The sequence below is a fragment of the Kitasatospora sp. NPDC005751 genome (assembly GCF_040630835.1).
Classification (GTDB): Bacteria; Actinomycetota; Actinomycetes; order Streptomycetales; family Streptomycetaceae; genus Kitasatospora.
Genome location: NZ_JBEXYC010000050.1, coordinates 24,442 through 45,097 on the forward strand (window position 1 = coordinate 24,442; position 20,656 = coordinate 45,097).

Below are 20,656 nucleotides of genomic sequence, written 5' to 3' on the forward strand. Positions count from 1 at the left end.
TTATTCTCCTATCACTGCTGGCGGGGGTGACCTGGGAAGGGGGCGGGGTGAGAGCGGCGCGGGCTTTGGCGACCCTGGACGAGGTCGGTCTCGGTGACCACGTCTGCTGGCGGATGGGCCCCGCTGCCACGTTCGCCGACGCGCGGGCCTATCTGGCGGACGGAGCCCTGTACGGGGACAAGGTCGTGGTCATCGGTTCCCTCGGCACCGCCGGGATCGAACGTGACGGCAGTCCCTCCACCTCGGTGGTTCTCGACCTGCCGGACGTTCTGGACATGGACATGATGCTGGCTGCGGTGCGCAGGGAAGTCCACACCGCGACCCGCGAGGGTTTCCGGTCCGTACGGGTCCTCACCGAGCGGATGCCCCCGACGGCAGCCTCCGGGGCGGAGGAACTACTGGCCGGGGAGCTCAAACTCGACGAGTTCGCTTCGGAGAGCGGCGCCATGGTGGTGTGCGCGTTCCGGCCGTCGCGGTGGGACCGGACTACCCTGGACGGTGTGGCGTGCATGCATCCTCACGAGGTGGGCACACGTGCTGCGCGTCCGTCCTTTCGGATGTTCAGCACGGGCGCCGACAGGTGGAGCGTGGACGGAGTGGTCGACTTTGAGGGCGCGGCCGCGTTCAATGCCGCGGTTCGCGCCGCGGTCAGGAATTCGTCGATGGTGAAGCTGGGGTTCAACGATCTTGAGCTCATCGACGCTGCCGGCATGCAGGCTCTGGTCGAAGCGGCCCGTCACCTGCCGGGCCGCCGGATCGTCGTGGAAGGCGCCAACGAGACCGTGCTCCTCTGCTGGGAGCTGGCGGGTTACGCGGCCGCCGACCTGCCGGTGGTGATGGCGACATGACCGCGACCGTGCCCCCGACGTCCGACCGGGGCGAGAGCCCGTTCCGCCACGAGCTGTACCCCTATCGCGGGGACGCGCAGTTCCTGTCCGGGACCCTGGGATTCATCCACGAGGCCTTGGAGGCCGACGAGGCGGTGGTCGTCGCGGTCCCCTCGGACAAGACCTCGCTGCTGCGCGGCGAACTCGTCGACGAGCCCGCCGTCACCTTCGTCGACACGACGACGGCCGGGCCCAATCCCGGTCGGCACATCGCGGCCTGGTCGGCCTGGATGACCGAGCGGGGTGAAGGCGGCAGGCCGGTACGGGCCATCGGTGAAACCGCCTGGCGCCATGCGCGCAGCACAGCGCACCTCTCGGAACTGCGGTACCACGAGTGGCTGCTGAACCGGGCCTTCGCGCGCAGCGCCACCTGGTCGATGCTGTGCCCCTACGACGCCGCCGACGACGACGAGGACGCCCTGCGATCGCTGTCACGCTGCCATCCGGTGATCCGCCGGGCCGACCGGGATGCGGCCAACGAGGAGTATCTGAGCGCCGAGGAGTACCCCTTCGAGGAGCTGGCCGGCCCGTGCGACCCCTTCCAGGAACTGAGTTACACAGAGGGTGATATGGCCGCGATCCGCGCGAAGGTGACGCAGTGCGCGACCGACGCGGGTGTCCTGCGGGACCGGTTGCCGAAACTGGCCGTCGCCGTCACGGAGATCGCGACGAACAGCATCCGCCACGGGGGCGGCCACGGCACCCTGCGCACCTGGGCCCAGGACGCGACGTTCCTCTGCGAGTTCCGTGACTCCGGCTACATCTCCGACGTGATGGCCGGCCGCAGCCGCCCCACCGCTGATCAGATCGGCGGCCGCGGCCTGTGGCTCGCCCACCAGCTCTGCGACCTCGTCGAGATCCGCTCCAGCCGCGCCGGGGGAACCACCGTCCGCCTGCACATGGACGCGCCCCGGCAGTAGTAGTGGACCGCCGGAGTCCTGCGGGCGGCGTGAGGGGCGCCGCTTCGCCGACGCCACCGCCCGGCAAGCGCTGACCGGGCCCTTCCGCCGCTGTCCGGAATGCTTCTCGCCGGAATTCAAAGGACGGCGGACAGCCAGGCGGACGCACCGGACCGGTGCCGTCAGGGGCTGTCGCCCTGCCAGTCCCAGCGGCGCCGGTCCGAGGGTCGCTGTCGGTAGTGGGCGCGGCCGCCGGCACCGAACGCGCCGAGCTCGGTGGCCAGCGCCGCGCCGTAGTCGAGCCGCTCGGCGTCCCAGCCGGTGACGTCCAGGAGCAGGCCGTCGAGCGGGCCGCCGACCAGTTCCCGGTACTCGTGCCCGGGGCGCGGCCCGGGGTCCGGGTCGTCGTGGTCGGCCCCGTACACGCGGCCGCGCAGCAGTGCCTCGTCGTCCATGCCGCCAGCATCCCAGCCGGCACCGACACCGGGCCGGACGGTGGCCCCACGAACCGTCAGGCGTGACGAGACGGTCACCCGTCCACGGCAACGGTCACCGCAACGCGGCGACGGGGTCGGGCAGGTGACGGTACCGGGCGCTATTGCGCGCCGCGCGGCGGCAGCCGTTCGGTGATCCGGTCGAACAGGTCCGTCAGCGGCTCGCTGACGTCCCGGCCGAACTCGGTGAGCCCGTAGGTGACCTGAGGCGGCGTCGTCGGCTCCACCTCCCGCCGGATCAGGCCGTCCTGGACCAGGGCGCGCAGGGTCTGGGCGAGCATCTTCTCGCTGATGCCCTGGATGCTGTCGCGCAGCTCGTAGAACCGAAGGTCATTGCTCCGCAGGGAGATCAGCACCCAGACGCCCCACCGGCTGGTCACGTGGTCGACCACGTCTCGCGCGGGGCAGTCGGTGTGAAACACCTCATACCGACGGCCCGCCCCAGCTTGCCTCAGCTGCGCACCTTCCCTCATGTCCGGAGCTTACCTCCGGGTACGTCCTTACGAGAAGTAAGCCCCTCTCCTAGCGTCAGTTGCCGCAGTACACAACGAACCAGGAGCTGAACATGATCGTGGTGACCGGGGCTACCGGGAACGTGGGCCGTCCTCTGACGCAGGCGCTGGCCGAGGTGGGCGAGCAGGTGACGGCGGTGTCGCGGCGTGCGGCGGCGGTGCCGGCCGGAGTCCGGCACGTGGTGGCCGACCTGGCCGAGCCGACAGGCCTCGTACCCGTGCTGGACGGGGCGAAGGCGCTCTTCCTGCTGCTGTCCGGCGACCTGCACGCCGCCGGGGCCAGGCCCGCCGACCTCATCGGCGTGGCCGCGGCCGCCGGGGTCCGCCGGGTCGTCCTGCTCTCCTCGCAGGGTGTGGCGACCAGGCCGCTCGATCCGTCACGGGTGGCGATGCGCGCGGTGGAGGACGCCTTGCGGGAGTCCGGCCTGGACTGGGCCGTCCTGCGTCCGGGCGGCTTCGCCTCAAACGCCCTGGCCTGGGCGCAGTCCGTCCGCACGGAGGGGACGGTCGCCGCACCCTTCGGCGATGTGGGGGTGCCGGTCGTCGACCCGGTGGACATCGCCGGGGTCGCGGCGGCCTGCCTGCTGGACGACCGGCACACCGGCCGGGTGTACGAGCTGACCGGACCGGAGGTGATCACGCCCCGACGGCAGGCGGAGGCGCTCGCCGCCGTGCTCGGCTCCCCCCTGCGGTTCCACGAACTCACCCGCGAGGAGGCCAGGGCCACGATGACCCGGTTCGTGCCGGTGGAACTCGCCGACGACACCCTGGACATCATCTCCGCCCCGAACCCGGCCGAACTGCGGATCAGCCCGGACGTGGAACGAGTCCTCGGCCGCGCCCCGCACCCCTTCACCGAGTGGGTCACCCGCAACATCGCCGCGTTCCGCTGAGGCACGACCCACCCGCACCACCCGGGCGCCCCGCGCGGCAGCGACCGCACGAGGCGCCCGCCTCCGCCGGCCACTTCCACCGGTCACCGCCACAGCGCCACCGCCGACGGCCCACCCGAGGAAGCCGCACACCGGCCACCCGGACCCCGCTCCGACGACGGAGAGACCGGGACGAGCCGGACGGCCGGGTCCGACGACGGCGATCACGCCGGGCCGCACAGCCCTCGGCCGCCCACTACCGGACGTTCACCCGCCCGGAGGAGCGACGACGTCTCCCGCCGCACGGTCGCCCGACGCCGGGTGGCGCGGACCAGCACGGTGACCAGTGCCGCGAGGTCCGGGGCGCCGGCCGGATCGTCCGTGTAGCGGGTGGTCGGCAGGCGCCCACGTCCCACGCCGCCCACGACGACCGCAGCGCGCACCGTCGGGGCGGGCCGGCCGCACGGCCGGCCCGCCCCGACCGGCGTCGCCGCGTACGGTCGCGTCGGAGTCAGCGGGCGACCTTGTCGGCCAGGTACGCCTCCCAGGTCCGCCTGCCCGCCGGTCGGTCGGGCGCGGTCAGGGCGCCGGAGCGGAAGGCGGCGCCGATCCTCCCCGGGATGAAGACCGGCAGGACGGGACGGCGCTTGCCCGCCGCTCGCAGCCAGTCCCTGGCCAGGCGGTCGGCCGGGTACACGGTGGGGCCGGCCAGGTCCGGCACCCGTCCCCAGCCCTCGGCCGGGGGCGCACCGGTGGCCGGATCGCCCAGGGCCAGCTCGACCAGGCGGTCCGCCACCTCGCCCTGGTCGACGGGCTGGCAGCGGGTGCCGGACGGCACGACGACCACCGGCAGCCTGGACAGGAACCCGAAGGCCGTGTTCAGCAGCTCGGGGAACTGACTGGCGCGCAGATTGGTCCAGCCGATCCCCGAGGCCGCGAGCAACCGCTCGCCCTCCCACTTGATCCGGTAGTAGGGGTACGGGATCCGGTCGACACCGATGATCGAGATGTTGACGATGTGCTCGACTCCGGCGCGCGCCGCGGCCTCCAGCAGGTGCTCGAAGGCCGGAATGTCGTTCTTGAAGTGCCGGATGTCGGTCGCGCAGTGGATGACCGTGCGGACCCCGGCGAACGCCTCGTCCAGCCCGGTGCCGGCGGCCAGGTCACCGGTGAACCAGGCCACCCCCAGGTCGTCCGGGAGCACTGGCCTGCGGGTGAGGGCCCGCACCGGCAGCCCGGTGCGGCGCGCCCGGTCCAGTACCTCCCGGCCGAGCACGCCCGTTGCGCCGGTCACCATGATCGCGTCGTTCTTCATCAGCCACAGCCCTTCTCGTTCTGCCGTTACCGATGAGGAACCGACGACTCACGTGTTCTGTGACAACCCGGAGCACTGGTGCGCCAGGAAGGCCAGTTTGTCCGGGTTCCTGATGAGCCGCACGCCGGTGATTCCGGCACCACCGAGCTCCAGCGCACCGCAGGACATCAGTGCGCCACCCTCCCAGCCCAGCACCATCGCGGTGCCGTTCGCCTCGACGACCTCGATCCGCACCCCGGTCGCCCACCGGGCGAACAGACCCGCCAGGAACCGGGCCACGTTCTCCCGGCCGACGACCGGCCGCCGCGCCGCGCCCACCTTGCCGCCGCCGTCCGACCAGGCGACCACCTGTCCGGCGAGCAGTTCCTCCAGCTGCGCCAGCTCGCCGTGCGCCGCGGCCTCCAGGAACCGCAGCACCAACTCGCCGCTCTCCCCCTGGGAGGAGATGAACCTCGGCCGCTCGTCGCCCAGATGCTGCTTGGCCCTGCGGTAGAGCTGCCGCGCGTTCGCCTCCGAGCAGTCGAGCACGTCTGCGACGTCACGGTGGCTGTAGTCGAAGGCGTCGCGGAGCACCATCGCCGCCCGCTCGGGCGGGGTCAACCGCTCCATCATCACCAGGACGGCCAGCGACACCGCGTCCCGCTGCTCCGCCGTCTCCATCGGCCCGAGCGCCCCGCCGTCGGTCCGGACCGGCTCCGGCAGCCACGGTCCGACGTACTCCTCGCGTCGGGCCCGCGCCGACGTCAGCCGGTTCAGGCACAGGTTGGTGGTCACCTTGGCCAGCCACGGCCCCGGCGCGGCGATCCGCTCCCGCTCGGCCCCGTGCCACCTCAGGTAGGCGTCCTGCACGGCGTCCTCGGCCTCCGCCGCCGATCCGAGCATCCGGTACGCCAACGAGAACAAGCGAGGCCGGTGCGCCTCGAACTCCTGAGCCTTCTCCATGGGAGCACACGCTAAATGATCACTCTCGGGAACCCGTACCTCGGCGGCGGATCGCCCGCGCGCCGGGAGCGGCGGAGAAGCCTGTGCCGGGCGGCCGGACCCGGCGGATCACCCGACCCGGTCGGGACGCGGCCGGAGCCGGGCGCTGAGCACAGCCCCACCGGAGAGATCGGCGGGGTCGACACCCGCGCCGAGCCCCTCGGCGAGACGGTAGAAGAGGCCGCGCATGCCCAGCGGTCCGGTCTCCCCGGTGTCCGGGCAGGCGCCCAGCGCCCGCAGTTCGGCGTCGAAGCGGTGGGGGTCCCGGCCGGTGCGGTGCCGGGGCTCGATGCCCAGGAGGGTGTGCAGACCGGTCACCACCTGCCCGTCCTCGGCGTAGCGGAAGTCCACCAGGGGCTTCTCGTTGGCGTGCAGGGACAGCGCCGCCGTCCCCGTCGAGAGCTCACCGAGCAGTCCGTCGTCCTCGACGCACAGCCAACTGCCGTGCTCCCAGACCCACGCCCACGCCCCGTACCGGCCGGCGGTCACCACATAGGCGTCGTCCTCGTAGAGGAGGTCGTCGAACTCGTCCCTGAACTCCTCCTGGGTGCGCTCGGCGAGCGTGTCGGGGTCCGCGCCCATCCGCTCCAGGAGCCCGCGCGCAGTGAGGCCACGGGCGAAGGTGACGCTCAGCAGCGGCAGGTCCGTGCCGTACATCCAGCTCAGGCCACTCATCCGTAGTCCCTCCGTGCAGCGGTCGGCTCTCCCCGCGAGGCTAGACGGCGGGTACGACAGTCCGGCCCCTGCCGGGTCGGGGCCCGGGCCGCACGCCGTGTCGTCCGGGTACCGCCCGGCCCCCTTCGTTCCCACTCTCGTCGGCCCTCCCACGGACAACGGACAACGGACAACGGACAGCGGACAGCGGACAGCGGACAGCGGACAGCGGACAGCGGACAGCGGCACCCACGCCCGACGTCGCCCACCCCACCACCGTCGGGTGGGCCGGCGCGGCGGTCAGGCCCGGTCGACGAGGAGGGCGGTTCCGTCGAGGATGCGGTTCAGGCCGAAGTCCAGCGGGTCCTCGGCCCGGGGGGCGAAGGCTCCGGCCGCGATGGCGGCGGCGAGGGCGGGGTAGCGGTTGGCGTGGCGGTCGAGGGTGTCGGCGGCGAGGCGGTTCCACTCCTGCTCCCCCTCCTCGTCACGGTCGACGAGTTGCTGGGCGAGGTTGCGGATGTGGCCGATGACCAGGAGGACGGTGTCGTGCTGCTGGGCGGCGGACAGTCCGGTCGGGGCCAGCACGGCCAGGGCGGCGTCGAGCCAGGCCAGTTGGTTGGGGCCCATGAGCTGGCGGCGCATGGCGGTGGCGGTAAGGACCCAGGGATGGCGGCGGTAGAGCGCCCAGCACTGGCGGGCCCACTCGGTGAGCCCGGGGCGCCAGCCGGCGGACCCGGCGACGGCCTCGGACGGTACGCCGAGGGCGGAGTCCACCATCAGGTCGACCAGTTCGGCCTTGCCGGGGAAGTACCGGTACAACGCCATGGTGGTGACGCCGAGTTCGGCGGCGACACGCTGCATGGAGACCGCGTCCAGGCCTTCGGCGTCGGCGACCTCGATGGCACCGGCCACGATCCGCCCGGCGGTCAGTGACGGCTTCGGCCCGCGCCGGGGCTGGTCCTGCTCGCCCCACAGCAGCGCCAGGCTCACCTTCGGGTCGCGCTTCTTCTCCCTGCCGGCGGCCATGCGGGCTCCTCACTGCGTGCGACCGGTCGACCGGCCGCTCCCTCTCGTCGGCGGCCACCGCTTCTCGTTGACGGCGCCTCAGAACTGTGTATAACATAAACTCAATTGCTTATTCGATACACAGTTCAGGGGAGCCAGCCATGCTCGACACCGTTCTCATCGCCACCGCCGTCGCCACCGCCGTCGCCGCCACACCCGTCGCCCTCCTCCTCGGCCACCGCCGGATCAGGCAGGCCGCGAACGCCCGGCTGATGCGGATCACCGCCCCCGACGGCGTCGACGAGCAGGAGTTCGTCCGCATCGGCGGGATCGAGCAGTGGATCTCCATCCGGGGCGAGGACCTGGCCAACCCGGTGATCCTGGAGATCCACGGCGGGCCCGGCGCCTCCAACGCGATCTACGGGCCCCGTACCCGGGCCTGGGAGAAGCACTTCACGATCGTCCGCTGGGACATGCGCGGCACCGGCAAGACCCTCGGCCGCTCCGGCGCCGACCACCAGGGCGAGCTCGGCTTCGCCCGGATGTACCAGGACGCCGTCGAGGTCACCGACTTCGTGCGCGCCCGGCTCGGCGTCGACCGGGTCGTCCTGGTCGCCAACTCCTTCGGCAGCGCCTTCGGACTGCGCCTGGCCCGCCAGTACCCCGACCGCTATTGCGCCTACGTCGGCACGGACCAGAAGATCCACGACGCCGACGGTGACGACGCCGACCGCCTCGCCCTGCTGGCCCGGCTGCGCGCCGCGGGCAAGCGCAAGGAGCTCGCCGCCGTCGGAGCGATCGACCGCGACCGCCGGACGTGGACCGCTGAGCAGTACGGCACCTACGCGAAGATCGCCGCCACCACCGACCCGCTGACCTTCAGCACCATGAAGTCCGTGGTCATGAAGTCGCTCTGGTTCTCCCCGCTGCACTCGCTGAGCGAACTCGGCACCCTCGGCAAGGGGATGAAGCTCTCCGAGCAGATCCTCCCCGACACCGCCGGCTTCGACGACCGGGCCGACGGCACCTGCTTCGAGCTGCCGTTCTTCGTCTTCCAGGGCGACCAGGACGTGCTCAACCCGACCGACCGGGCCCGGTGCTTCCTCGACGACGTGCAGGCGCCGGTCAAGGAGTTCGCCCTGATCAGGGACGCCGGCCACTTCGCGTCCTTCCGCCACCCCGACCAGTTCCTGCACCTGATGCTCACCAAGGTCCGGCCGGTCGTCGCCACCGCCGGGCTCCACGCCGCGGGCCGGTGAGGTTGCCGGGGAGACGGGTCTTCCGCGCGCACTCGGGTGCGGGCCCGCGACAGCTTCTATGATCTTCGGCATGGCAACCCGACTTGTGCAGATCAACATGAAGGCCCGGGACGACTCCGCGCTCGGCCGGTTCTGGGCGGAGGCGCTCGGTTGGGGCCTCGACAGCGAGGGGCCCGGCGTGACCAACCTCGAACCCGTCGGCTTCAGCTACCCCGATCCCACGGCCGTCTGCATCGATCTCATTGCCCGGCCGGAACCCAAAACGGTCAAGAATCGGGTGCACCTCGACCTGGCCACCACCTCGACGGCCCATCAGACGGAGCTGGTCGCACGGCTGCGGGACCTCGGCGCGACGCTCGCCGACGTCGGTCAGGGCGACGTCCCCTGGACCGTCATGGCCGACCCGGAGGGCAACGAGTTCTGCGTCCTGGAGCCCCGCCCGGTCTACCGGGACACCGGGCCGATCGCCGCGGTGGTGGTCGACTGCGCCGACCCACGGGCGATGGCCCGGTTCTGGGGCGAGGCGATGGACTGGACACTGCACGAGGTCACCGACGACTACGCGACCATGCGCTCCGCCGCAGACGTCGGCCCCTACCTGGAGTTCATCCGCACCCCCGACACCAAGAGCGGGTGGAACCGCGTCCACCTCGACCTCCGCCCCTACCGCGGTGACGACCACGCGGCGGAGGCGGACCGGCTGCGCGCCCTGGGCGCCACCGACCCCGGTGTCGACCAGTCCGAGATCCACTGGACGATCCTGGTCGACCCGGAAGGCAACGAGTTCTGTCTCCTCAGCCCCGGCTGACTCCGGCCGAGGCCCGACCGGCTCCTACCGGCCCGGAGAGCGCGGGCGTCCGTCGCACCCGGGTGGCGGACGCCGGTAGGGCCGGGGACCGGCCGGCGCGACCTCGCCCGCGCGAGGGGCGGGCGCCGCTCCACCCGATCGCCGAGGCCCTGCTGCGCGGGGCGGCGGCGGGGCAGGCTAGTTTACTCGGGTGAGTCTCCTCGATGATGTGGCCGAGCACGACAGCTGGCGATGCTGGGTGTGCGACGAACCGGTCGACCCCGACAAGTCGGTGAACGACCCGCGCGGGCCCAGCGTTGACAGCCGGACCGCCGACCGGAAGGCCAAGGTCGCCGAGCGGCTCGCGCACCGCGGGTGCAACTCCCGCAAGGGCGCGGTCAAGGTGGTCATCGCCTGGCCGGACCGCCTGTACGTGGTCGAGCCCGCGCCGCTGATCACCGTGGCCGCGAGGCTGGAGCGCAAGGGCGGCCGCGAGATGGTGGGCCGCTGCCCGACCAGGCAGGACGCCCAGGAAGCCGCGGACTGGCTGGTGGACCGGTTCTCCCGGCTGGTACCGGACCTGCCGGTGACCGCCCACATCGAGCCGGGCGGCGGCCAGTTCCTCGTCACCCTGGCCACCGGCCGCCGCTGACCGGGGATCACCGGCACGAGCGCCACAGGCCGAACCGGCACCGGGCGGGACCCGCCCGGACGGTCCGGCGACTCAGGCCGTCCGGGCCGCCTTGAGCACCTGGGCCGACGTGCCCACGGCGCCCTGCGAGTAGCCGGCGATCAACAGGCGCAGCGCCCGCTCGGTCGCCCCGTCCGCCGGGGTGAGCACCATCAGCCGCTGGTCGGAGCCATCCGTGGCGGCGAGCTGGTCGTAGCAGAGGGCCAGCTCCCCGCCCACCGGGTGTCGCATCCACTTGCTGCCGTGGGACCGCTCGCGCACCGTCCTGTCCTCCCACCAGAGGGCCGGCAGCGGCTTCTGGCACGCGATGACCTGGGACATCCCGGCCACCGTCACGACTCTCACCGGCGCCACACCGGCCGGCGCGGTCGCGGGGCCCAACGACACCGGCGCCACCGGCTACCCGGGCCCCTGCCCGCCGGCCGGCGACCGCGCGCACCACTACGTGCTCCGGGTGGTGGCGCTGGACGTGCCCGGCCCTCTACACCGGGAACCGCGTCTAGAGGAGGCCCAGGTGGGCCTCGACGCCGGCCCCGTCGCAGCTGGCGTCCCACAGGCGCCCGGCGACGGCCGGATCGGTCATGTGGGCCCGCGCGGGCTCCAGCCGCGGCGCGCCGCGCAGGCCGAAGGCCCTGGGCCCCCACAGCTGCCCTCCCCGCACCCGCGGGTCCAGGACCGCCCGGACGATCGGCCACGCCCCGGCGTCCTTGCCCTGGAGCAGCAGCCCGGCGGGCACCGCGCGCAGCCGGGTGCCCCGGGACGCCGCGTGCACCCCCGGGCGGGGCGGGGTCAGGGAGTCCAGGGCGCCGCCGGGGTGGGCCACCACGCTGAGCAGGGTGCTGCCGCGGGCGCGCAGGCGGCGGTCCAGCTCGAAGGCGAAGGACATCTGCGCCAGCTTCGACCGTCCGTAGGTGCGCCCGGGGCGGTAGTCCCGGAGTGACTGGAGGTCGTCCGGGTCCAGCCGCTCGGAGCGCGCCGCGAAGCTCCCCACCGTGACGATCCGGGCGGCCGGCGCCGCGGACAACAGGGGCGCCAGTGCCCGGGTCAGCGCGACGTGGCCGAGGTGGTTGACCCCGAACATCAGCTCGTGACCGTCCTCCGTCGTCCGCCGCGGCGGGTCGTCGAGCGCGACGCCCGCGTTGTGGACCACCGCGTCGAGGCGGTCGAGCCCGAGGCCGTCCGCGACACCGCGCACGGACGCCAGGTCGGCGAGGTCCAGCGGAAGGTGGCGCAGCCGGGCGCCGGGAACACGCGACCCGATCGCCGCCATGGCGGCGCCCGCCCTCCCCCGGTCCCGGCAGCCGAGCACCACGACGGCCCCGGTCGCGGCGAGCTGCTCCGCGACGAAGTAGCCGATTCCGGCGTTGCCTCCGGTGACCAGGAAGGACTTGCCGTCGGCGGACGGCAACCGGTGGACGTCCCACGGCGGGCTCAGGGGTGCGGGGGTCATGACGAGTGGCTCCTTCGACTGGGGGAGGTGTGCGGACGGCGGCGCCGACCTGACCCATCACACAGCGGCCGACTCACCGATCACTGATGGATCGCCGTCATCACCGACAGCCCCCCGTCACCTCCCCGAACGCACCGCCGGGCACGGCGCCTCGGCCGGCGGCCGGCACCGCTCGGAGGCGGCTGATCCCCCGGCCGCCCCCACCGCGGCCGCAAGGCCGCAAGGCCGCGAGGCCGTCGGTCACGACTCGCTGGGAGCGTCCTCGCCGCCGGCGCGGGCGGCGGCGAATCGCCATGCCTCGATGTCGCGGTAGCGGATCGGCCCGGGGCCGCGGCCGATGTTGCTGCCGACGAGGTGGAGGCGTTCGGTCCGCCAGGGCCGGCCCACGAACCCGGCGAGTCCGGCCGCGGCCTGCGGCACGCTGGTGGGGTCGTCGCGGCGGGACCGTGCCAGCGTCAGATGGGGGCGCAGGGGGCGTTCCGTGAACGCGATCCCGCAGGACCTGATGACGCTCCGGACGTCGGTGGCGAGCAGGTGCAGTCCGTCCAGGTCGCCGTCGATCCCGCTCCACAGCAGGCGCTGGTCGAAGTGGCCGCCGCCCCGCAGGCCCAGGCGCAGAGCCGGGCGCGACGCGGCCTGGCCGGCAAGCGCCGACCGCAGCAGCGGCACCGCCGTGGCGGGCAGTTCGCCGAGGAAGGCCAGAGTGATGTGCCAGTCCTCGATCCGGTTCCACCGCAGCCGCGGGTACCCGGCGTAGGCGGGTCGCAGGGCCCGGGCCAGTTCGTCCTTGGCATCGTCGGGTGGGGCCAGCGCCACGAAGACGCGCAGGGTCGAGGGCTCGGGTCGATCGTCCACGAGGGGGCAGGCTAGCCGAGGCCGGTCCGCCCGCGCGCGCCGGGGGCGACGGTGCGTGGCGGGACGGGCGCGGCTCGGGCGTTCGCGTCACCGGGCTGGTCGTGACCCCGCCGGACGAGACGAAGCCGGTCCCCCTCACCTGGCCGGGCACCGGCACCCTGCCCGTCACGGACGGCGGCGGCTCCCCGGTGAAGGTCGGCCCGATCGGAAGCGCCGGCCAGGGCAACTGACGCACCCGCCGGGCGCACCGTCGAAGGCCGTCCGGCCGGTGCGCCGCCGGCCGGCCCGCGTCCGGGGCCGACCGGGGTCACGGCTCCACGTAACCTCTTCCTGTGCCCGACTCCCGCCTGCTTCGCGTCGCCGTCCTCGTCCTGGAGGGCGCGAAACCGCTCGATGTCGGCATTCCCGCCCAGGTCTTCACGACCCGCGCGAGCATGCCGTACGAGGTGCGGGTGTGCGGGGCCGCGCCCGGTCCGGTGACCGGCGGCGACGGCCTGTCGTACCTCGTCGCCCACGGCCTCGACGCGCTGGCGTGGGCCGACATCGTCTTCGTCCCCGGGTACCGGTTCCCGGGCCGCGACGACCCGCCGCGGGCCGTCGTGGACGCGCTGATCGCCGCCCACCACCGGGGCGCGCGGCTCGCCGCCATCTCGACGGGCGCCTTCGCGCTCGCCGCCACGGGCCTGCTCGACGGCAAGCGCGCCACGACGCACTGGCACTACGCGCGGGCGCTCGCGGCGAAGCACCCGCTCGTCCAGGTCGACGAGAACGTCCTGTTCGTCGACGAGGGCAGCGTCCTGACGTCCGCCGGCGCGGCCTCGGGCATCGACCTGTGCCTGCACATCCTGCGCGGCGACCTCGGGGTGGCCGCGTCGAACCACGCCGCCCGTCGGCTGGTCGCCGCCCCCTACCGCAGCGGCGGCCAGGCGCAGTACGTGCCGCGCAGTGTGCCCGAGCCACTCGGCGAGCGGTTCGCCGCCACCCGCGAGTGGGCGCTGCACCGGCTCGGCGAGCCCCTCACCCTCGAACTGCTCGCCCGGCACGCCGCGGTGTCGCCGCGCACCTTCTCGCGGCGCTTCGTCGACGACACGGGGTACACGCCGATGGAGTGGGTCATGCGGGCCCGCCTGGACCGGGCCCGTGAGCTGCTGGAACGCTCCGAGCGGCACATCGAGCAGATCGCCGCCGACGTCGGTCTGGGCACCGGTGCCAATCTGCGGCTGCACTTCCGTCGCATCCTCGGCACGACGCCGAGCGAGTACCGGCGCACCTTCACGGCCCAGCAGTCCTAGGAGCAGCCCGGGCCGTTCCGCGCGGGGTGTTCCGGGTCTACGGCGTCCCGGCCGGGGGCGGGCCGGAGGCTCCGACGGCCTTGGCGCAACGCGTGGGGAGGTGCGCGAACGCGCTCCCGCGTTCGGGCGGGCCGACGACCTCGATGTCGGCGTCGAAGCTGCCCAGGGCGGCGGCCAGGCCGGTCCAGGACCAGGATCCGAGGACGAGTCGGCAGCGGTCGGGGCCGAGCGCTTCGACGATCCCGTCCCGGGCGAAGCCGGCGACGGTGGGGGCGGGGAGGCCGAGCACGACCTTGCCTCGTCGCCTTCCTGGACGACGGCCGGGGCCCGCTCGGATCATCTTCGAGGACGGGTGAGCTGGCGTGATCCTTTTGAACCGTGGCAATCACGCCGCTGTCGTGAGCGGGCGCCGTACGCGAGATTTGGTGGTGAACCGAAGGGACACCACTCATGACGCGCATCGCCATCAACGGATTCGGCCGCATCGGACGCAATGTGCTGCGTGCGCTGCTGGAACGTGACAGCGACCTGGAAATCATCGCGGTCAACGACCTCACGGAGCCCGCCATCCTCGCGCGGCTGCTCGCCTACGACACGACGGCCGGCCGGCTCGGCCGCCCGGTGACCGTCGACGGAAACGCCCTCGTCGTCGACGGCCGTCGCATCACGGTGCTCGCCGAGCGTGAACCCGCGCAGCTGCCGTGGGCCGAACTCGGCGTGGACATCGTGCTGGAGGCGACCGGTCGCTTCACCTCGGCCGGGGCCGCCCGCGCCCACCTCGCCGCCGGCGCGAAGAAGGTCCTGGTCAGCGCACCGTCGGACGGTGCCGATGTGACGCTGGCGTACGGGGTCAACACCGACGCCTACGACCCGGCCGCGCACACGATCGTCTCGAACGCCTCCTGCACGACCAACGCCCTCGCGCCACTGGCCGCGGTGCTCGACGACCTCGCCGGCATCGAGCACGGCTTCATGACGACGGTGCACGCCTACACGCAGGAGCAGAACCTGCAGGACGGCCCGCACCGCGACGCCCGCCGGGCCCGTGCCGCCGCCGTCAACATCGTGCCGACCACGACCGGCGCCGCCAAGGCGATCGGCCTCGTGCTGCCGAACCTCGACGGCAAGCTGTCGGGCGACTCGATCCGCGTGCCGGTGCCGGTGGGCTCGATCGTCGAACTCAACACCACCGTCACCCGCGACGTGACGCGCGACGAGGTCCTCGCCGCGTACCGCGCCGCGGCGCAGGGGCCGCTCGCCGGCATCCTCGAGTACTCGGACGACCCGCTCGTGTCGTCCGACATCACGGGCAATCCGGCCTCGTCCATCTTCGACTCGGCCCTGACCCGCGTCGACGGCCGGCACGTCAAGGTGGTCGCCTGGTACGACAACGAGTGGGGCTTCTCCAACCGCGTGATCGATACGCTCCAGCTCCTCGCCGCCAACTGACGGCAAGTCAGCTACCGCGGAACGCTCGACCGGGATCTCCCGGTCGAGCGTTCCGCACGCGCGCACCCGACGAGCAGCGGACGAACCGGCCGGGCCCCGCTCAGTAGGTGAAGTGGGTCGAGTGCCCAGTGGATGTTCCGCCCGGCCGGTACGGTGTCAACCCGTCGCTGGTCGTCGGGGGTTGCGGATCACCCCGCAGGGATCGGGCCGAGGTAGGTGCCGCCGGAGACGTCGAGGGTCTGGCCGGTCACCCAGCGGCCCCGCGGCCCCGCCAGGAAGCCCACCACATCGGCGACGTCCTCCGGTTCGCCGATCCGTCCGAGCGCGGTGATCGACTCCAGCCCGGCCACCGCCTCGGGAGCGCCCGTCCACCCGGCGGTCATGTCGGTCAGTACCACCCCGGGTTCGACCGTGTTCACGGTGATCCCGCGCCGGCCGAACTCGTTGGCGAGCGACGGGCCGAGAGCGGCCAGCGCCGCCTTGGTCACGGTGTAGCCGATCTGGAGGGGGCTCGCGATCCGGGTGGCCGCCGAGCCCACGTTGACGATCCGGCCGCCGTCCCGCAGCAGGGGCAGCGCCCGCTGGATCACGAAGATCGGCGTGCGCACGTTGACCGCGAGCAGCCGTTCCAGCTCCTCCTCGGTGAGCTGCCCGATCGAACTGGCCGAGTGGACACCCGCGTTGTTGACCAGGATGTCCAGACCGTCGGCGCCGTGCTCGGCCAGCCCGGCGGTCACTGCCTCGAACAGCCGGTCCACCGCGCCGCTTTCGCCGAACCCGGCCCGCACCGCGAACGCCACACCGCCGGCCTCGGCGATGAGCGCCACCGTCTCGGCGGCGGCCGCTCGGTTCGCACCGTAGTGGACCGCGACCAACGCCCCCTCGGCGGCGAGCCGTCGGGCGACGGCGCGCCCGATCCCGCGCGAGCCGCCCGTCACCAGGGCGGCCTTGCCGTCCAGTTCCCCCACGTCGTCTCCCCCGTCGGCGTCCCGGCCGGAACCGGGGCCGGTCTCGAAGCAAGGTCCGGAGTTCCGCCCCCGTCGAAGGGGCGAAGATGTCCGGGATCGGCTCGTGTCGACCGATGGGCCCACCCTCTGGACCGCACTGTACGGGAGGTTCGAGGGCGAAGTCCGGGAAACGCGGAGGCCGGGCCACCCGGCGGCGGGGGCGGGCTGTCCGCAGCGGTGGCTCCGGACGCACCGGTGATGGTGCCCCACGGGTCGCCCGGAGTCACGGGCCGGAGTCACGGGCCGATATCACGGGCCGGAGTCACGGGCCGAAGCCGCAGGCCGGAGACCTTCGGGCGGCCGGTCCCGAATCCACCCGACCAGGTCCTCCCCACCGGCTCCGGAGGGTGACCGGCACCGACCCCGGCGGTGGGCCGAACGGGTGAACCGCAAGCCCTCCCGCCGTCGACCACCCGCCACCCACCGTGTCGCCGCCACCACGGGTACCCCCCGTTCCCGGGCCCCGCTCGCCGGCATCGGCAACACTCCGTCGCCACCCCGGCCACAACCCCATCCGGGCCGTGGCGCAAGCGGGTTCACGACGCCGGTGACGCTGAGCGAACGTCATGCGGGAGGCCGTTTCGGCTCGGCCCCGATGGCAAGGCGCTCCTCAGACCCATGGAGGAGGCGTAACTGATGATCACCGAACAGCAGATCCGTACCGTCCTCGACCACCCGGTCCACGATGCCGACGGCCACCGCATCGGCAAGGCCGACCACCTGTTCCTCGACGACATGACGGGCAAGCCGGAGTGGGTGAGCGTCAAGACCGGATGGTTCGGGACGAGCGAGTCGTTCGTCCCGATCCGCGATGCCCGGATCGTCGACGACCACCTCGAAGTGCCCTACCCGAAGGCCACCGTCAAGGACGCGCCCAACGTCGACGTCGACGGCGGCAACCACCTCTCCGCCCAGGAGGAGCACCGTCTGTACGACCACTACGGCATCGCCTGGGACAACGCCTGGCACGAGGCCAACCAGCCCGGCGACGGCGGCTGGGCCCACTCCGGGGACCGGACCGCGGCCACCGGCGCGGCAGGCGCTGCCGCCGCCACCGCGGGTACGGGCACCCGGGCGGGTACCGCGGCCGACCAGGACGACGCGATGACCCGCTCCGAGGAACGGATGACGGTCGGGACCGAACGCCACGAGGCCGGCCGCGCCCGCCTGCGCAAGTACGTCGTGGAGGAGGAGCAGCAGCGGACCGTACCGGTGCGCCACGAGGAGGTCCGCGTCGAACGCGAGCCGATCACCGAGGCCAACCGGGACGCCGCACTCGCCGGTGAGCCCATCGGCGAGGCCGAGCACGAGGTCGTGCTGCACGAGGAACGGCCGGTGGTCCGGACCGAGGCCGTGCCGGTGGAACGGGTGCGGCTGACCACCGAGGAGCTCGTCGAGCAGGAGACCGTGACCGGCACGGTCCGCAAGGAGCGGATCGAGGCGGAGCTGCCCGAGGACCCGCCCGCGACGGGCAAGGACCGGCGCCGCTGAGCCACCGGTGCCGCCGAGCGCGGTACCGGTGTCCGGACGGGCACGGGAGCAGAACGCGCGGGCGGGCACGGCCGGGGTCCTGGCGACCCCGGCCGTGCCCGCCCGCCCTCCCCCGAGCCGGGCCGAGCCGGGCAGCCGGGCCGAGCCGGGCGGGTCGGCTAGTTGGGGGCGGCGGCCATCGAGGTGACCGCCTCCGCCACGCTGGACCGATAGATGCCCATCTGCGGGTTCAGGACCCGTGCACCGTTGCCGAGCGGGAAGTTCCGGGTGTTGGCGAGCGGCATGTTGGTGTCGTCGTCGTCGACCAGCACGTTGAGCTCGTTGATGCCGGGGACGGTACCCGTGGTGGCACCGCTCGGGTCGAGGTCGATCACCGCGTAGGCGCTCTGGCCCGCCGGGACGGCGAACCGCGCCGTGCCGCTCGCGAGCACCGGCTTGATGTTCTTGCTCCGGTCGGCGGCGGTGGAGTTGCCCAGGTCGACCCCCGGCGTGGAGCTCAGGCTGCAGGCGGCCGTACCGCTGTTGCGTACCTCGATCACCCACTGGGTCGGGGCCCCGGCCCGGGCCGTCGCGTGGATCGCCAGGCTGTCGATGGCGCACGGGCGGGCGGCGGCGCCGGCACTCCCGCCGTCGGGCCGGGTGCCGCTCGACGGGCTCACCCCGGACGGCGTGTGCGACGCCGCTCCGGTGGCCGGCGCGCTCGTCTTGGGCGCACCGGTGGCACCGGGCGCCGAGGGGGCACCGGTGGCCGGCGCGCCCGTCGCGGAGGGCGTCACGGCCACCGCAGTGGTCGCGGGCGCCGTCGAGCCGCCGGCCGCGTCGGTGTTGTCGGGCCCGCAGGCGGTCAACGCGAGACCCGCCCCGGCGACGAGCACGACGGAGACGAGCAGCGGACGGCGGCGGCGGACGAACATGGTGGCTCCCCGATGGTGGCGCGTACTGAACTGTGTTCGGACACACCACAGGACGACCGGCCGACCGCGAATGGTGGCATGCACAGCGTCACAATCATGAGGACAGGACGGCGACGGAACCGTGACATTCGGTCGGGTACAACGCAGTCGACAGGGCGCCACCTCTCGGCAACCCAACCCGCCCTTCCGGTGGGGGCGGGCTGGCCCGCCCCCACCGCACGGCCCACCGCCGTCCGCGCTCCGAGGTCCGAGCGGTGGCGCCGGTCAGTCCTCCCGGCCCTGCCCCTGTCCCTGGCCCTGGTCGTCGCCGTCGCCGTGGTGCCCGGTGGTGCGGGCGTAGACCTGGTAGTCGGTGTGTTCCGGGCCGCCGGGGCCGGTCAGCAGATTGCCGCTGGTCGAGCCGAACACCACCGTGTCGCCGTGGGCGTCCACGGCCGGGTCGACCGACGATCCGTTGCCGAGCGAGCCGTCCGGCGCGGTGGAGACCCGCTCGGTGCGGCCGGTGCGCAGGTCGTGGCGGTAGACGTCCCAGCCCGCGTGCTGCGGGCCCGCCACCAGGTTGTCGGCGGCGGAGGAGTAGTACACCCAGCGGTTGTCGGCGGTGATCCGGCCGTGGTCGGAGGAGCCGACCGAGGCGGTGCCGGGAAGGCCCCCGCTGATCTTCGTGACGGTGCCCTTCCCGAGGTCCCGGACGTACAGCACGGTGTGGTACCGGTGGCCGTTGGTCGACCCGCCGGGCTCGGGCAGGGCGTAGATCGCGCGCCGCCCGTCGGGGCTGATCGTCGCGTCGAAGCTCGCGTAGCCGAGCGTGCCGTCGGGGGCGAGGCTGGCGGCGGAGATCCGGCCGGACGCCACGTCGTACGTGTAGTAGACGCCGGTCGTCGGCCGGGCCAGACTGGGCCGGGCGCCGCGGGGGAGGTCCGCGCCGCTGCCCGGGGCGAGTTCCACGTCGGCGGCGGGACCGGCGGCGCCGGCCGCGGGCGCGGGGGTTCGGTCGGCGGGGCTCTGGTCGGCGGGCAGCAGGTTGCCGGCCAGCGAGGTGAAGCCGACGGTGCGGCCGTCCGCGCTGATCGTCGGGTTGAGGGACATGCTGTCGCCCGGCTTGCCGTCCACGCCGCGGGTCACCAGGCGGGTCTTCCCCGTCCAGCGGTCGGTGACGTAGATGTTGTAGTCCCAGGTGTAGGGCCTGGCCAGCGAGGCGCCGTCGCCCTGGGGGGCCGGGACGAGGTCGGTCCGGCTGGAGACGAACGCCACGTAGCGGCCGTTCGCGCTGACGGAGGGCGCGTACGAGGCGTGGAACCGGTCGGTGTCGGTGCTGACCGGTCCGCCGCTGACCAGTTCGGTGCGGCCGGTGCGGCGGTCCCGGACGTACACCTCGGTGCGTCCCGGGACCGGCAGGCCGGGGACCACGTTCACCGCGTCGCTCTCGAAGGCGACGTAGCGGCCGTCGGCGTTGATCGCGGCGTAGTCGGTGAAGCCGTCCAGCGCGTTGTCGTCGTCGGACAGGTTGACCCGCTCGGTGCGGCCGGTCGCCAGGTCGCGGACGTAGGCGTCGCGTCCGCTCTTCGCGGGCTGGGAGACCAGGTTGGTCGCCCACGAGGTGAAGAGCGCGTAGCGGCCGTCGGCACTGATCTGCCGGTTCCAGGACTGGTCGTCCGGCCCGGCGCCGTTCACCCCGACGCTGACCTGGGCGGTGCCGCGCGCCGCCGGACGGGCCTGAGCGGGCACGGCGGTCACGGCGGTCACGGCGAGTACGGCCGCCGCCGCGAGGACGCTGCCGCCGCCGGCCAGCCACCGGTTGCGGGTGGTGCGGGTGGTGCGTGCCATGGGTCTGTCCCTTCC

At 73.4% G+C, this 20,656-nt stretch carries 21 protein-coding genes and 3 pseudogenes; 11 read left to right on the forward strand and 13 right to left on the reverse strand.

Features of this window, described 5'->3' with window-relative positions; all coding sequences use genetic code 11:
- Positions 1–65: 65 nt before the first annotated feature.
- Positions 66–848, forward strand: a complete 783-nt coding sequence (locus ABZ497_RS29330; protein WP_359809518.1) for an MEDS domain-containing protein — start codon at positions 66–68, stop codon at positions 846–848.
- Entirely contained in the window at positions 845–1,807 is a 963-nt protein-coding gene (locus tag ABZ497_RS29335; RefSeq protein ID WP_359809519.1) for a sensor histidine kinase, read from the forward strand. The genes ABZ497_RS29330 and ABZ497_RS29335 overlap by 4 nt, the downstream gene beginning before the upstream one ends.
- 161 nt (positions 1,808–1,968) lie before the next feature.
- Here ABZ497_RS29335 and ABZ497_RS29340 read toward each other — a convergent pair whose 3' ends face one another.
- A complete protein-coding gene (locus ABZ497_RS29340) occupies positions 1,969–2,241 on the reverse strand; it encodes a hypothetical protein (RefSeq protein ID WP_359809521.1) in 273 nt (90 codons plus the stop codon).
- 140 nt (positions 2,242–2,381) lie between these two features.
- Entirely contained in the window at positions 2,382–2,753 is a 372-nt protein-coding gene (locus tag ABZ497_RS29345; protein ID WP_359809523.1) for a helix-turn-helix domain-containing protein, read from the reverse strand.
- A 92-nt stretch (positions 2,754–2,845) separates the two neighbouring features.
- On the opposite strand from ABZ497_RS29345, the gene ABZ497_RS29350 reads away from it, so the two are divergent.
- Positions 2,846–3,685, forward strand: a complete 840-nt coding sequence (locus ABZ497_RS29350) for an NAD(P)H-binding protein (RefSeq protein WP_359809557.1) — start codon at positions 2,846–2,848, stop codon at positions 3,683–3,685.
- A 490-nt stretch (positions 3,686–4,175) separates the two neighbouring features.
- Here the strand turns inward: ABZ497_RS29350 and ABZ497_RS29355 are convergent, their stop codons facing one another.
- The 4 genes from ABZ497_RS29355 to ABZ497_RS29370 all read right to left on the reverse strand — a co-directional run bounded on the left by ABZ497_RS29355 (position 4,176) and on the right by ABZ497_RS29370 (position 7,640).
- On the reverse strand, positions 4,176–4,979 hold the full coding sequence (locus tag ABZ497_RS29355; protein WP_359809525.1) for an NAD(P)H-binding protein: 804 nt from the start codon (positions 4,977–4,979) through the stop codon (positions 4,176–4,178).
- A 48-nt stretch (positions 4,980–5,027) separates the two neighbouring features.
- Positions 5,028–5,921 (reverse strand): RNA polymerase sigma-70 factor, encoded by an 894-nt coding sequence (locus tag ABZ497_RS29360; protein ID WP_359809527.1) that lies wholly within the window; start codon positions 5,919–5,921, stop codon positions 5,028–5,030.
- Positions 5,922–6,029: 108 nt separating this feature from the next.
- Entirely contained in the window at positions 6,030–6,635 is a 606-nt protein-coding gene (locus tag ABZ497_RS29365; protein WP_359809528.1) for a DUF6461 domain-containing protein, read from the reverse strand.
- A 279-nt stretch (positions 6,636–6,914) separates the two neighbouring features.
- Entirely contained in the window at positions 6,915–7,640 is a 726-nt protein-coding gene (locus ABZ497_RS29370; protein ID WP_359809530.1) for a TetR/AcrR family transcriptional regulator, read from the reverse strand.
- A 140-nt stretch (positions 7,641–7,780) separates the two neighbouring features.
- Between ABZ497_RS29370 and ABZ497_RS29375 the strand changes: the two genes are divergently transcribed.
- The 3 genes from ABZ497_RS29375 to ABZ497_RS29385 all read left to right on the forward strand — a co-directional run bounded on the left by ABZ497_RS29375 (position 7,781) and on the right by ABZ497_RS29385 (position 10,317).
- Positions 7,781–8,878: an alpha/beta hydrolase gene (locus ABZ497_RS29375; protein ID WP_359809532.1), complete on the forward strand. Its 1,098-nt coding sequence runs from the start codon at positions 7,781–7,783 to the stop codon at positions 8,876–8,878.
- 70 nt (positions 8,879–8,948) lie between these two features.
- Positions 8,949–9,686, forward strand: a complete 738-nt coding sequence (locus ABZ497_RS29380; protein WP_359809534.1) for a VOC family protein — start codon at positions 8,949–8,951, stop codon at positions 9,684–9,686.
- 190 nt (positions 9,687–9,876) lie between these two features.
- On the forward strand, positions 9,877–10,317 hold the full coding sequence (locus ABZ497_RS29385; protein ID WP_359809536.1) for a hypothetical protein: 441 nt from the start codon (positions 9,877–9,879) through the stop codon (positions 10,315–10,317).
- Between the two features lie 72 nt (positions 10,318–10,389).
- On the opposite strand, the gene ABZ497_RS29390 is transcribed toward ABZ497_RS29385, so the two are convergent.
- The gene (locus ABZ497_RS29390) at positions 10,390–10,677 is read right to left on the reverse strand and encodes a hypothetical protein (RefSeq protein WP_359809538.1); all 288 of its coding nucleotides are present in this window, start codon (positions 10,675–10,677) and stop codon (positions 10,390–10,392) included.
- Between ABZ497_RS29390 and ABZ497_RS29395 the strand changes: the two are divergent.
- A pseudogene (locus tag ABZ497_RS29395) lies at positions 10,664–10,801 on the forward strand (YbhB/YbcL family Raf kinase inhibitor-like protein); the annotation flags it as partial. The gene ABZ497_RS29390 and the pseudogene ABZ497_RS29395 overlap by 14 nt on opposite strands.
- Positions 10,802–10,855: 54 nt before the next feature.
- On the opposite strand, the gene ABZ497_RS29400 reads toward ABZ497_RS29395, so the two are convergent.
- Positions 10,856–11,806: an SDR family NAD(P)-dependent oxidoreductase gene (locus ABZ497_RS29400; RefSeq protein WP_359809539.1), complete on the reverse strand. Its 951-nt coding sequence runs from the start codon at positions 11,804–11,806 to the stop codon at positions 10,856–10,858.
- A gap of 240 nt (positions 11,807–12,046) precedes the next feature.
- Entirely contained in the window at positions 12,047–12,661 is a 615-nt protein-coding gene (gene thpR / locus ABZ497_RS29405) for an RNA 2',3'-cyclic phosphodiesterase (RefSeq protein WP_359809541.1), read from the reverse strand.
- Between the two features lie 71 nt (positions 12,662–12,732).
- Between thpR and ABZ497_RS29410 the strand changes: the two are divergent.
- Both ABZ497_RS29410 and ABZ497_RS29415 read left to right on the forward strand, forming a co-directional pair.
- Positions 12,733–12,891, forward strand: a pseudogene (locus ABZ497_RS29410) (DUF4232 domain-containing protein); the annotation flags it as partial.
- Positions 12,892–12,993: 102 nt separating this feature from the next.
- Positions 12,994–13,953 carry a helix-turn-helix domain-containing protein gene (locus ABZ497_RS29415; RefSeq protein ID WP_329491663.1) on the forward strand — a complete coding sequence of 320 codons (960 nt, stop codon included), beginning with the start codon at positions 12,994–12,996 and terminating at the stop codon, positions 13,951–13,953.
- A 37-nt stretch (positions 13,954–13,990) separates the two neighbouring features.
- On the opposite strand, the pseudogene ABZ497_RS29420 reads toward ABZ497_RS29415, so the two are convergent.
- Positions 13,991–14,254 (reverse strand): annotated as a pseudogene (locus ABZ497_RS29420) (DNA-binding transcriptional regulator); the annotation flags it as partial.
- Positions 14,255–14,403: 149 nt separating this feature from the next.
- On the opposite strand from ABZ497_RS29420, the gene gap reads away from it, so the two are divergent.
- Positions 14,404–15,402 (forward strand): type I glyceraldehyde-3-phosphate dehydrogenase, encoded by a 999-nt coding sequence (gene gap / locus ABZ497_RS29425; RefSeq protein WP_329491662.1) that lies wholly within the window; start codon positions 14,404–14,406, stop codon positions 15,400–15,402.
- Positions 15,403–15,590: 188 nt separating this feature from the next.
- Here gap and ABZ497_RS29430 read toward each other — a convergent pair whose 3' ends face one another.
- Positions 15,591–16,370 (reverse strand): SDR family oxidoreductase, encoded by a 780-nt coding sequence (locus ABZ497_RS29430; RefSeq protein ID WP_359809543.1) that lies wholly within the window; start codon positions 16,368–16,370, stop codon positions 15,591–15,593.
- A gap of 675 nt (positions 16,371–17,045) precedes the next feature.
- Here ABZ497_RS29430 and ABZ497_RS29435 point away from each other — a divergent pair.
- Positions 17,046–17,900, forward strand: a complete 855-nt coding sequence (locus tag ABZ497_RS29435) for a PRC and DUF2382 domain-containing protein (protein ID WP_359809545.1) — start codon at positions 17,046–17,048, stop codon at positions 17,898–17,900.
- A 158-nt stretch (positions 17,901–18,058) separates the two neighbouring features.
- Here ABZ497_RS29435 and ABZ497_RS29440 read toward each other — a convergent pair whose 3' ends face one another.
- Both ABZ497_RS29440 and ABZ497_RS29445 read right to left on the reverse strand, forming a co-directional pair.
- Positions 18,059–18,814 (reverse strand): DUF4232 domain-containing protein, encoded by a 756-nt coding sequence (locus ABZ497_RS29440; RefSeq protein WP_359809546.1) that lies wholly within the window; start codon positions 18,812–18,814, stop codon positions 18,059–18,061.
- A 264-nt stretch (positions 18,815–19,078) separates the two neighbouring features.
- Positions 19,079–20,641 (reverse strand): hypothetical protein, encoded by a 1,563-nt coding sequence (locus ABZ497_RS29445; RefSeq protein WP_359809548.1) that lies wholly within the window; start codon positions 20,639–20,641, stop codon positions 19,079–19,081.
- Between the last annotated feature and the right edge of the window lie 15 nt (positions 20,642–20,656).